The organism is Dorea acetigenes, from assembly GCF_025567385.1.
Taxonomy (GTDB): Bacteria; Bacillota; Clostridia; order Lachnospirales; family Lachnospiraceae; genus Claveliimonas; species Claveliimonas acetigenes.
Window position 1 is genome coordinate 1 of the sequence record NZ_JAOQJU010000011.1, and the last position, 13,617, is coordinate 13,617.

The 13,617-nt window shown below is 46.5% G+C and carries 7 protein-coding genes; 1 reads left to right on the plus strand and 6 read right to left on the minus strand.

Annotated elements, in window-relative coordinates; all coding sequences use genetic code 11:
- Positions 1-181 precede the first annotated feature (181 nt).
- From OCV99_RS10100 to OCV99_RS10110, 3 genes are all read right to left on the minus strand, one after another.
- Positions 182-1,183, minus strand: a complete 1,002-nt coding sequence (locus OCV99_RS10100) for a LacI family DNA-binding transcriptional regulator (protein ID WP_158370288.1) — start codon at positions 1,181-1,183, stop codon at positions 182-184.
- 196 nt (positions 1,184-1,379) lie between these two features.
- Positions 1,380-3,113, minus strand: a complete 1,734-nt coding sequence (locus OCV99_RS10105) for a carbon starvation CstA family protein (RefSeq protein WP_158370290.1) — start codon at positions 3,111-3,113, stop codon at positions 1,380-1,382.
- Between the two features lie 50 nt (positions 3,114-3,163).
- Complete coding sequence (locus OCV99_RS10110; protein ID WP_158370292.1) at positions 3,164-3,688, minus strand: DUF8052 family protein; 525 nt, start codon at positions 3,686-3,688, stop codon at positions 3,164-3,166.
- A gap of 357 nt (positions 3,689-4,045) precedes the next feature.
- Here OCV99_RS10110 and OCV99_RS10115 point away from each other — a divergent pair, with 357 nt between their 5' ends.
- Positions 4,046-5,053, plus strand: a complete 1,008-nt coding sequence (locus OCV99_RS10115; RefSeq protein WP_158370294.1) for an asparaginase — start codon at positions 4,046-4,048, stop codon at positions 5,051-5,053.
- Between the two features lie 92 nt (positions 5,054-5,145).
- On the opposite strand, the gene OCV99_RS10120 is transcribed toward OCV99_RS10115, so the two are convergent.
- From OCV99_RS10120 to OCV99_RS10130, 3 genes are read right to left on the minus strand one after another with little or no spacing between them, the layout of a single operon-like run.
- A complete protein-coding gene (locus OCV99_RS10120) occupies positions 5,146-11,721 on the minus strand; it encodes an immunoglobulin-like domain-containing protein (protein WP_158370296.1) in 6,576 nt (2,191 codons plus the stop codon).
- A complete protein-coding gene (locus OCV99_RS10125; protein WP_158370298.1) occupies positions 11,708-12,820 on the minus strand; it encodes a radical SAM protein in 1,113 nt (370 codons plus the stop codon). The genes OCV99_RS10120 and OCV99_RS10125 overlap by 14 nt, the downstream gene beginning before the upstream one ends.
- Positions 12,801-13,592 carry a hypothetical protein gene (locus OCV99_RS10130; RefSeq protein WP_158370300.1) on the minus strand — a complete coding sequence of 264 codons (792 nt, stop codon included), beginning with the start codon at positions 13,590-13,592 and terminating at the stop codon, positions 12,801-12,803. The genes OCV99_RS10125 and OCV99_RS10130 overlap by 20 nt, the downstream gene beginning before the upstream one ends.
- Between the last annotated feature and the right edge of the window lie 25 nt (positions 13,593-13,617).

The window sequence follows — 13,617 nt, forward strand, 5'->3', positions numbered from 1 at the left end:
CTGCACGGAAGAAACCGGAACTGCCGTCAATGTTACGGCCGCCGCCATAACAATTGCCGTAAAACCCGCAAATGCAGATTTTACTTTTTTCATAAGTTTCATTCTCTTTCCTTCTTTAAAAATAGGTAATCGTTTACCTTTTATAATAAAAATACGTATATATACGTATTTTTATTTCAGCTTATACAGTACTTCTTTCCATAATCTCATACGGTAATATCATATCTGTTAATGGGATTTTATTCTCTATATATCCAATCAACATACTTGCAGCCTGCTTTCCCATTTCATAGGCATCTTGTCTGACTGTGGTAAGTTCTGGATTTAAGTATTTTGAAATATATATGTCATCAAACCCTATGATTTTTATATCCCCGGGTATTTCTTTTCCCAATTTCTGACATGTACTAATTGCCCCAATTGCAATTGAATCATTTCCACATACGATACAATCAATTTCGGGATCTCTTTGTAACAAAACCATTGCTCCTATATTCCCCGTCTCTACAGAAAAATCCCCCAAATAATGGAGTTTTTTATCAAAATCTATTCCCATTTCTTTTAGTCCCGTTATAAATCCTTCATACCGTTCTTTACTCGGAGACATTAAAACATCAGATGTAATATACGCAATTTTTTTGCATCCTTTATTAACAATATATTTTGCTACATCACGCATTGCCGAAAAGTTATCAATTCCAACACTTCCCATATTCTGGTTCTTATCAATTTTTCTGTCAACAGCTACAATTGGAATAGATATATCCCAAAGCAACCTTTTACTTGTTTCATAATCAGAACTAACATATATAATGCCATCTACCATTTTAGATTTTAATATATTTAAAAATTTTTCTTCTTGTATCGAATTATTATCTGTACTGCAAAAGAACATCGTATATCCATGAACAAATGCCTCATCCTGTGCACCTTTCGCCATTTCCGGAAATGCATGACCAATATCTGGTATTACCAACCCTATTGTTCTTGTGCTTGCCTCTTTTAAACCTTTAGCCATACTATTGGGGATGTATTCCAAATTCTCGATTACTTCAAATACTCTCTGACGAGTTTCCTCTGAAATATGCTTATCTTTTCCATTAATAATCTTTGACACTGTAGCAATTGAAACATCTGCCTGCATAGCAACATCTTTAATTGTGACACGATTCCTTTTTATCATTATGACGCCCTTAGTTAAACGATTACCTTGTTTTCTTTACTATACTAAAAAACAACTAGTTTGTCAATATTTCCATCAACTCTTTGACCTGTACTATAAAAGTCAACTTCAAAATCCACCACAGGTAGAAGCAAAAAAAGAAGCCCCACAGCCTTTTTGCTGCAAAGCCTCTTCTTTTTTCTAATAATAATCCGTCTTACGCCTCTTTTTTCTGTTTTGCCATGGTTTTTATACCATCTACAGCAAGTACAACAGCCAGAACAACCAGAAGCGCTGCAATAATCGCACGCACATAGCACCATGTCACGCCTGCGCCTCCTGCTGCAATTCCCGCAATGTTTGACTTCAGCGTAAAGCAAAGTGATGTAATCGTTACCACCAGCATAAATGCCATTGGGAACAGGAACATCTTGTTATTCTTTCCTGCTTTTCCAAGCCAGGTTGCAACCGCCAGCAGACCAAGAGCTGCAAGAAGCTGGTTGGAAGCGCCGAAAAGCGGCCAGATATTCGCATATCCTGTAAGTCCAAGACCAATTCCCAGTACAACCGTTATCAGCGTTGCTACAAATGGATTGGTAAGAACCTTCTTATATCCTGTCACATCCTTGTAAGTCTCGCCCGGCTCAAGCCAGAATTCCTGGAACATGTAACGTGCAAGACGTGTCGCTGTATCCAGAGATGTCAGACAGAATACGGATACCGTAAGTACCAGTAATGTATAAGCAATCTCCTCTGTCCCTGCAAGTCCCGGAATAGAACCAAGCATCTTAGAAATACCTGTTGCAAATACAACGGTAGGCGTTACCGTCTCGCCTGATGCATAATTTGCCCAGATATATCCAACTGCGCACAGAGAAATAATTGCCAGTGCACACTCAATCAACATACCGCCGTATGCAATCGGCTGAGCGTCCTTCTCATTATTCAGCTGTTTTGCCGTTGTTCCAGAACCAACCAATGAATGGAAGCCTGAGATAGCACCGCAGGCAATCGTTACAAACAACGCCGGGAACATATAGCCAAGAGAAGTGCCTGTTGGCGCCAGCGTATCCTTAAAGCCTGTAAATGCCGGAATATCCATATGTGCTCCACCTGTAAAACCACATCCGATGATTCCCACTACAGCAACAATCATCATAAAGTAAAGCAGGAATGAACTTAAATAATCCCGAGGCTGAAGCAAAATCCATACCGGAGCCACAGATGCCGCCAGGATATAGATTCCCACAATAATCATCCACGCCGTATTGCTCAGGTAAATCGGATGCCAGTTCATACCAATCACCATGCAGGCAATAATTGCCACAACACCGATAACAGTGGAAACACCCAGGCCTGCATTTCTTCTATATACCAGAAAACCAAAGGCAATCGCAATAATGATGAAAAGAATAGAAATCATCGCTGTGGTTGCATTTGCAGCGCTGGCTACCTTATCCACCGCACCACTCTCTGTATAAGTTGCCATGAAAGTATTTGCCACGATAGAACCGAAAGCCGCTACAACCAGAATCAATGTCAGGTAAGAAAAGATGATAAATAATTTCTTCGCCTTGGATCCCATGGTTGTGGCAATTACCTCGCCAATAGATTGTCCCTTATTACGGATGGATGCAAATAATGCACCAAAATCATGAACCGCCCCAAAGAAAATACCACCAATCAATACCCACAGAAGTACCGGAACCCATCCAAACACTGCCGCCTGGATCGGACCGTTAATCGGACCTGCTCCTGCAATGGATGAAAAATGATGTCCCATCAGCACCGGAGCTTTCGCCGGAACATAATCCACACCGTCCTCTTCCGTATGGGAAGGTGTCTCTCTTGAAGGATCAATCCCCCACTGCTTGGAAAGCCATCTGCCGTATGTAAGATATGCAACGACAAGAATCGCAATTCCAATAATCAACACTGCTACGCCATTCATACAAATTCCTCCTCTTTCTCTAAATGTAATCATGTATATTGCTAGAAAGGTTAGAAAATTCCAGCCTTTGAGTAGCCCTTCACCATCTCTTTCGCCGCCCGGTTTCCAAGAATTTTCCGATTCTTCACATCGAACACCAGCAGACGGGCTTCACTGTATCCCCGGAGTCCCATCCGGTAATTCTTAAAATATTTGAAGTTCCTGATTTCCTTTGCCGCATCATCCGCCACACCACCGTCACAGATGAAAATTCCCGTCATATACGAATACATATGATCCTTCTCCGTACACTTCCTGCCACCGCGCACAAGTTCTGGCTCAATGTAAGACACGATCTGCTTCCTGAACCGTTTCAGATCTTCCCCGTCCAAACGATCTAAACAACGAAAAAACGTATGCTCAAAGCAATTCGCCCGCCATAACTCTGCCGTTTTCACAAGGACATATTTCGCGCTGGTTACACAAAACTTTGCATACGCATCGTAGATGTCCCCATCGACATCAAAAGGTCTTTCTATATCGTAGCTGGACTTATGGAAATCAAGCAGCCGCTCTAATAGATCTTTTCCTTCCATATATAATTATATCTCCTTACTATCACTTTACTTTGATAAAGTAATTATAAAAATACTATAAAATAATACCACCATTAAATAGAAAATGCAATAGTTTTAGAGCACGCTCTGTTATTTTTTGTATCAGTTCAGCCATAAGTCGGATTGTGGGTGAATCATGCTTGCATGAATGAACACACGATCCGGCTTATGAGCGGAACGCCATTTTATGAGCAAAAATAGCTGCATAGCAGCGGAGAAGCATCGTAGATGCGTTTTGCGAATGGCGCGGGCTGAACTGTTACATTTTTTCATTGACTCTTTAACCGGTACTATATAAAATATTTTTAGTGTTAATGTCAAAGGAGAGTTTCCAATATGAAAAAAAAGATTTTACTGATTGCCACAGGCGGCACCATAGCATCCCTTCCTACCGAAAACGGGCTGGCGCCGGCCCTGACTTCGGGGGAGCTTCTTGCTTATGCGCCGGATATGCGCATCCCCTGTGAGATAGATTCTATTCAGATCTGCAGCATAGACAGCACGGACGTCACGCCTGAGATATGGCTCCTGATTGCCCGTACAGTAGAACAGCACTACGAAAACTACGATGGTTTTGTGATCTGCCACGGAACCGACACCATGGCATACTCTGCGTCTGCACTTTCCTATCTGATTCAGGATTCCGCCAAACCGATTGTATTTACCGGGGCACAGAAACCCATCAGCATGGAAATCACCGATGCCAAAACCAACCTGCGGGACAGCATCTTATACGCCTGCCAGGAAGATTCCCACGGAGTATCCTTGGTCTTTGACGGCAAGGTCATTGCCGGAACCCGCGCAAAGAAAGTCAACTCCAAAAGCTACCATGCCTTCGCCAGCATCAACTATCCCGAGCTTGCCGTTATCCGCGATGAGCGCATGATTCGCTATATTCCGGTTCCTGCCCCGGCAAAACCGGTAACCTTCTACCACAATATGAAGGAATCCGTATTCCTGTTAAAGCTGACTCCCGGCATGTCCGCAGATATCCTATCGGCTATTTTTGAAAAATATGACTGCATCATCCTGGAGAGCTTCGGCGTGGGCGGCATTCCCCACGGTCTCCTGGACGAATTCTACCGGATTCTTCACTCCTGCCCGGCAGGTGAGAAAATTGTAGTAATGACAACCCAGGTGGTCGGCGAAGGCAGTGACGTAGGCATATATGAGGTAGGACAGCGGGTAAAACAATCCATCGACTGCCTGGAAGCCTATGATATGACACTGGAATCCGTTTTCGCAAAAATGATGTGGCTTCTGGCAATCCCCGGACTCACCTGGGAGGAACGTAAAGAGCGGTTCTACCAGACCATAAATTACGATATAGCACCTCCGATGTAACGCACATAACCCCAATACAACAATACCTAATTTACTCAGCAAGGGCAGGTGTGGCTTATATGCGTCACACCTGCCCCTGAATTTTATACCGTCTATTTATTTTCCATAAACCGCTGTATAATAGCAGCGCACTCTGCACGATTCAGGTTCCCCTGCGGCCTGAGCATTCCCTGGTCGCCTTTAAGCAATCCTTCTTCCACAGCCCATCTTACCGCATCTTCTGCAAATCCGCTTACAAGATTACTATCCGGGAATCCTTTCAGGCTGTCCCTTCCGGCAGTATCCATTTCCTTGGCAGATGCATACCGATACAGCATTGTCACCATCTGCTCTCGGGTTATACTATCCGCCGGTCCGAAGTATCCTTTCCTGTCGCCGCCAGTATATCCGGTAACAATTCCCTGTTCACTCGCCCACATAACTGCATCTGTATAGAATTCATTGCGTCCTACGTCCTTGAACACGGTCTTATACTCCGTTTTCGGGCTTCCTTCCATTCGATACAATACAACCGCAAACTGCGCACGGCACAACTCTTCCGCCGGTCCAAAGCGCAGCGCCTCCATTCCGGTCATGATTCCTTTCTGATATACATAGCGTACATATGTTTCGTACCAACTGCCAGCTCCTACATCCGTAAATGGAAGCTCTTTAGGCGGATCCGTCGGGTCATCTGTGGGGTCATCCGCAGGATCGTCTGCCGGGTCATCCACAGGATCGTCTGCCGGGTCATCCGCAAATGCAGCACACATCAGCAGATAAGTGTCCGCAGCCGACACATTCTGTGCACCATCGGCATAATCGGTTTCCGTGAGCGCTTGAATCTGATACCCTGTGCTCTTCAGATTCGTAAGGGACAACATCCCCTCCCCTGTTGATGCCAGTACCACCAGATAGGAACCGTCATCATAGGTCTTACATTTACTCAGATCAATCTCATAATACATCGCCGTATGCGTCTTACATGAAATCACCTGTGGTTCCGCTCCTTCTGACAGAACCGTAAGCTGCGCCGTCTTATCCTTTTCATCCGCCGCTTTCTTTACTTCCGCCTGTAGGGTAAACGGCACATCATCATCTGCGCCGCCCACCGGAACTGCGCAGAATGCAATCGCATTTCCCTTCCTAAGATATACTTCATTGTTCGGTCCGTTTTTCAGAATCTGCTCTAAGTCCCCGGTTCCATCAGCAGAGCCTTCCACCATCACAGTCCCGCCATGGTAAATGGAGATTCCCTGCGCTGAATCAAACACCGCCAGAGATACAGATGCTTCCTTTGTCGTGTCATTCGACGGTTCATCGTTCTCATCCTTCTTACCGGTCAGTATCTCATCCAGGTTTTCAAAATGAACCTTGCCAAGCAGAAGCTCCCGAATCTCTGCAATATCTGCCTTCGCTTCCTTCTCCTGATAATACTGGCCGACCTCTGCCTTTAACGATTCTCCTACTCCGGCCGGGTGATAGATGCGGATACCGTCAATATAGACCACTGAACGGACTGCCTCTTTAGTTCCTGCCCGCATTGCTCTTATGGTAGCCGTATAGGTTCCATATTCCAGATCCTTCACACTGATAATCGGGAGCTGATACAGATTGCCATTCTGATAAACAGTATCTACAATCTGGCTCTTTACCACCTTCTTATCTGCATCCCTTACTACCAGTGAAATTCCCGCCGTATCTGCGGTACTTCTTCCAACCACGTCAAAGCCCGTTCCATTAAAGGTAAATGTCATCGTGCCGCGGTCAGTACTGTCAGCCTCAAGCCGCGTGCTTCCGCCCGCACTGTCCGGTGTCTCTTCTCCATATACCGCATCATACCCATATACATCCTTCTGATGATTCGACTGGAGCATATCTTGGGTAGTTCCTTCTTTTCCGGAAGCCCCGCTCACTGTTATTGCGGAGAAATCATCTTCATAATAGACAACGGTTGCAGGCACAACGGTAAGCGACGCCCCGACTGCCACGCCGTCTTCTGCTGTACGTATCTCGGTGTCTGCATTCTTCTTTACTTCCACCTGATACTCATAGACATCTGCATCCTCCATAAATGCTGTTGGCGTATAGAGAAGCTTCTCTTCCGTACATTCCAGCACGGCGCCATTTGCATCTACTTTCATCTGCCAGTCATCCTGTGTGCCAGACACGCGAAAACCTTTCAGAATTGCCATATCTGCAGTTCCGGATTCCGCATCCGCCTGCGCAGGAAGATTTATACCTGTCATGCCATAAGCATTTGTTCCAGCTATCCGGTACAGGCCAAACGCATCCTCCCCAGACGCATTCAAGTCTGCCGTCAATCCGTAATCCAACACATACGCTTTATGATCTGCAGCGTAGACATTGACGTGAATGGTAACCTGTTCTCCGTTTGTTTTCTCATAAACAACTGTAAATTCTCCGCAGACATTTCCCGTAAATGTAATTGCATTTTCTGCTGCTTCACAGACCGCACCGTCATCCACCGAGATAATCCGCTGTATCTGCTGCGCCGGAATGCTTGCCTCTATCCCCCGTGCTGCATAAAATTGTACCGGAGTCTCCTTCTCATCTTCTACTACAATCGTCAATGACACATCTTTTGTACTCAACTCTTCTGACAATGTCATATTCAGAATCGGCGTCCCATCTGCCGCAAAATTCAATGACTTTGCCCGGGCGTGGCGGCATGGATCACTCAGGGCATCGTCTCCCCTGCTTACATACTCACAAGTTCCGAAATTACCGTCAGCATCTACCGCATTGGAACAATTCATCGGTCTTGCATGGTATACGATTACAGGATTTCCATCTTTATCATAGGTAAATGAATTGTGTCCCGGGCCACACTGCGGGTCATATCCATCCACCTCAAAATCTTCGCTTTTCAGAAGCGGCGTCGGATATTTTGTCCAGGAATCCGGATTCAGAAGATCTGCGCCTTCCTCGGCCGTCACCATTCCTACACAGTAAGTATAATCAACCGCCGCCCCTGAGAAGCATAAGTGAATCTTTCCGTCATGCTTCAGCACTGCGGGTCCTTCATTAATAATCGTTCCTCCTTCCCACTCCCACGCGAAATCAGGAGTGGATACCAGCATAGAATCACTGATTAACTGCCACGGTTCATCCGGATTGATCTCTGCCAGATATATTTTGGAGATTCCACCCGGCTTCTCCGCCCATGCCACATAATGTCTTCCTGCACTTTCAAAATACGTCATATCCAGTGAAAATTCTGAGAATGCACTTCTTCCGTCCATTCCCGTATCCCCGGCTTTTGCCGTCACCTGATGGAGGTTCGACTCATCCGCCGTCTTCCAGCTATCCGGATTCATGGGATCATCACCCACACATTTCAGCATATGCGGACGGATATCCCATACCGTACCGGTCGAGCGGCTTGCCGTAAAGATCATATACCAACTTCCACCAATATAGTGCATCTCCGGCGCCCAGATATAACGATGGGCTTTTTCTGATTCTGACGCAGACCAGATCGTCACTTCTTCTGCATCCGCCAGCCCCTCTATTGTATCTGCGTGGCGAAGAATAATTCTGTCATATCCGATCCCGCTGTCTCTCTCCGTATATCCGCAGACCGGATAGGAGGCTGTAAAATAATAACTTCCATCTTCTGCTTTTACCACATACGGGTCTGCTCGCTGTTCTACCAGAACATTTCCGTAATCCGGCTGTCTGAGCGTTCCCCTCACCGTATACGTTCCGGGTGTGGATGTATCCACATTCGCCCAGTCCGTCTCGTTCCAGTCTATCCCAAAATCTTTCGTGGTTCCGTCGCTGTAGGACGCCGTCGCTTTGGACGGTCTGCTAATTGTTGTCTTATCCGTCCCTATCTGCACCGTAACCGTCTCGAATGCAGAGACAGATGTATTTACCACACGGCTGTACTTCTTAAGAATTGCATCGTATTCTTCTTTTGTTACCTCGAATACACCGCATTCAATCGCACCTTCAGGAAGCTCTGCATTTACCGCCGCCTTCTGATATATCGTCTCTTCCGGCTGGGTAAATTTCTCAAAGTCTGTTGTGTATACAACGTAAGATTTGCCATCACTTGCTTCATAGCAGAACTCATAAGCATTTCTTTCTTCATTATAAATACAGTTCACATTCCAGATATTCTTTCCGCTTGCATCCAGTCTTACATAACGTGAGTTTGTAAAGCTAGTCAGATTATCCGAATCATAAAGAAATACATACCCGCTGCTGTGGTTATCATCCGCTATGACCCCGTAAGTTCCATCCGCTTTGCGGAAGAATACCGGACTTCCCATCATCTTTGTTCCTTCAGAAGGATAGAGAATTGGTTGGTTGTTATAAAGCGCCTGATAGCTCTGTCCCTTATCCTCACTATAACCGATATGAAGTGCGTCTGTGCGGTCCGTATTGCCGCTTCTTACATAAGTAAGGATTCTTCCATAGGGTTCCTGGGCGACTGTCAGGTGAAATACTTTCTCCCTCGTTACGCCCTGATAAGTTACAGAAGCAGTCAGAGTTACCGCCTTATCTCCGGTTCCATTGTCCGGTCTTGTTACCTTCCCTTCTTTTGTCAAAAGGGCTTCATTATCCGACGACCATGTAACTGCAGCGCCGTCTCCGATACTGGACGGAAGTTCGATGTCCGCCGTCAGGGTTGTCGGACTGATATTCAATCCTTCCATATAATAGGTAAGCCATCCGTCCGGTGTATCTGCCAGAACAGTTAAAGGAAATTCTTTGGTTACCGTTTTCCCGCCAAGCGTCAATGCTGCAGTCAGTGTTACCTCCTGGTTCTGATTTGTTGGAAGCGTTACCTTCCCCCTCGCATCCAGATAATCACTGTTACTGCTGCTCCAGGTGATTTTGGCACCATTGACTCCGGTTGTGGGAAGGCTGATATCTTCCATCACATATTCATATGGAAGTGTCAGACGATCCACATCCTCCTGCAGAGCCTTATCAAGCGCTGTCTCATCCCCAAGACCTTCATAATAAATATTCGCAACACCTGCTTGGTCCATACTATAGGTATATACCCGGACATCCCGGACGCCGCCCTTATAAAACGGGTCGGGATACGTGGACTTCCCGATATAAGATACAAGATTCTCGCCAAAATCACTCACATTCCGGCTCGTTTCTACCGTACCAATCAAGGTATTATTATAATATGCCGTAATGCTTCCCGGCTGAATAATCGTCGTATATAACGCCCACTGCGCATCTGTCGCCGGACCTTGGATGCCCTGCGCGGCAATGGTCGGGCTGATGCCATACTCTGTATGATACGGTGCTCCTGTATTCTCTGAATTTGTAATAACAGACTTATAATACCCGGCAGGATTACACGGATTTAGAAGCCAGTAATTGGAAGCATTTCCAAAGAACATTGCCGAATAATTGCCGGCCCCGGTTTCATTTTTAAGCCACAGGGAAACCGTCAGTGTATTCCGGTTATCAAAAGTCCCCGACGGAATCTCCACATACGAAGCCTCGCTATTCACGGAGCCTCCCGGCAGCGTCAGCGCATCGCCCGCAATGCTGTAGCCGGTTCCCCGGATCGTTCCGTCATGTCCGTTTCCTGAGATGTCAGTAACCGTCGTTCCGCTGGTTCTGGAAAAATCATAATGCAGATAGGGCTTTCCGCCCTCTGCCGGAACGAATGCGGTAAAAACTTTCGTATCCGTTACATTCCCCAATGCCACTTCTGCCGTAAGGGTAACTGTCTTGTCTTCTGCCGCCGGGGTCACCGTACCGTCATTACGGATAACAGACGGTTCGGAAGATTCCCATGTAACCACGGTTCCGTAGCCTGCGGTATCTGCAAGCGTCAGATCTGATGTCACACCATTTAAGTTATCTACCGTCAGATTGTCAACAGCCGTCTGTACCACAATCTCTTTTGTATTGTCTGCCGGAGCCTCTCCCATAATCGTCCGGATTTCTTCTTCGGAAAGAGCGTCCCCGTAGATGCATACATCCTGGAAGCTTCCCTGAAATGTCCAGTCATTCATATAATTCGACCGTCCGATATAAGCGAAAAGATTTGTACCGAAATCTGACACCTGCCTGCTTTTCGCCGTTGTCCCAATTCTTTCCCCATTGATGTATCCGGTTATTGACGTGGGTGTAATGACAGTCGTGTAATGTGTCCAAACATTCTGGTACTGTTCCGTAGGAGTCTGATTCAATCCCGCTTCTGAGTTATAGGGCGCTCCTTCATTCACAGAATCTGTAAATACCGATTTGAAATTCTTCTGCGGACTGTAAGGATTAAACAGCCAGTAATTCACCGGCATATGATTCTTTGCTTCTGTGCCGAAGAAAAGCGCCGACCAATTTCCCGCGTTTACACCGGATTTTATCCATGCCGATATGGTCAGATACTCTTGTCCGGCAAACATTTCTCCCGGAATACTAACATAATTCGTATTACTATCCGTTCCTCCCGGAAGAACCATTCCCGCATCAGCGCCGCTTCCAAATGACACATTGCCCACACTGGTTCCGTGGCGCCCATTCCCTGAACGGTCCTGTACGTCTGTCAAAAGCTCGTACCGCGCCAAAAGCTTTTCCGCTGTTTCTGCCGCTTTGACCGGACTGCTAACCATCAGGCTTCCGGCCGCCAATGCAATAGTAAGAACGACTGCTAAAATTCTTCTTTTTCCTCTATTCCTCTTCATCCTCTTCCTTCTCCTGTTTTATAAGTCTGACATATTCCTTCGTTAATCTGCACAAATATTCTGGTTTTTCTTCCATATTCCCCTGTCCTTCCGCCTGCACAACCGCACCGCAGACAGCGCATACTTTCCGGTATTCACAGACAGAGCACGCTCCGGGAAGCCGAAATCCGCCGATTTTCTCCCCAATCTCTTTCCACCGCTCCGTGAAATTCTCTGCTTCCACTTTTACGCTCGGCTCTGTCATCATGCCGCAGCCCCGAAGCTTAAAATCCCACGTAATCCAAAAGACGCTTCTTCCTGCCATGCACTGCATCTTTTCATCTACCGGGCAATCTCCCCGCATCTCGGGGACTCCCTTTAAGACCCCTTCCTTCCGCGCTTCCCAGTAGCCTCCCCGGAAGCGGAACTGTTCGCTTCTCCACTGCAGGTATCCGGCTTTCTCCGGTGTCATGCGGCAATCCGCCGCCGGACAGTCCGTCTCTTTCTTTCGCACCGGCGGAAACATATACGAAGTGATTCTTGCCGGGAGGTCATGTTCCGCTATGAAAGCCTGGATTCTATCCTGCTCCTTTGCATTTTCTTCTGTGAAACTCACATTGATGCTGACATGGATACCCGCTTCCTTCAGCATCAGGATTGCTTCTGTCGCCCGCTGATATCCGTCCCTATAACCGCACAGTTCCCCGTACGCCTCCGCAGAACCGCCATACAAAGTAACATTCATCTTAGACGGCGGCATTTTTTTCAGCCATTCTACTGTTTCCCCGGTAATCATCGTTCCATTGGTGTTAATGGTAATCAAAAGTCCCATCCGGCACAGACCTTCATAGATCTCCCGGAAATCCGGCCGCAAAAATGGTTCTCCGCCGGTCAGCAAAAGAAACAACATCCCTGAATCCCTGCATACTTTTCCCAACTGAAGCCACTCTTTTGCCGTGCGAAGCTTGCCGGCCCGCTCCTGTTCTTCCTTAGACATCCGAATATAGCACATTTTACAATTCATATTGCAGCAAGGCGTCAACTCAAAGGTTCCCCCTATCGGAATATGCTTATATGCCGCTTTGGAATACAAATATTTTCTAATCTGTGGATTCTCCATTCTCTTCCCCTTCCGGCTCCTGCGTCTTCTTCATGCCTGTAATCTTGCTGGCGCCGTCCTTGTAATGTTCCGAAGTAATCTCCTGCGTCTCTCCTGCAGGGATTTCTCCCAGCGAAATCCTATATGCAATTCCCCCCGGATAGGCATAGCCGCCCAGCCAGTTCTTATAAATGATCTGCACACCGTTTACAGTATTCTCTCCCTGATTGGTTACATAGATTTTCCCATCCTTCTCCTCTGTATCCAGAACAGAAAGCTCTGTATCCGTTTCAAGGAAACCGAAATTATCTCCGACTACTTTATATTCCGCATCCTTCCGGAACGTCTTTCCTTCCAGTTCCTGAGCCAGAACCGTTCCGCCGGAGGGAAGCGCTGACACCTGGAAATGATACGTCTCTCCCTTTTCATCTTCAATCCAAAGCTGCATGACTTCCAGCGTGTCTTCTGCTATATTTGTCAAAATAAGGCTGAACACATCTTCCTTCTCCTGATCCCCGCCATCCTCATAAAACACACCGGCATAGCTTCCGGCATATTCAAGCAGAACTTCCGGATTACTGAGGTCGCCTTCCAATACTTTTTCCGCTTCCTCCCCTTCAAATCCCGGGAACAGATCTACGGTCATCGTTACCTCCGGTTTATCTGAAGATCCTGCCGTCTCCGTATCCTTCCTTCCGGCCATCTTCCACACAATCACAAGTACTGCCACACAGATAACACTTCCTGCAAGAACCAGAATCTTTTTTCGTCTTCTATTCTTTTCTGTCTTCAATGTTCCTCTCCTTCTCTTTCGATTT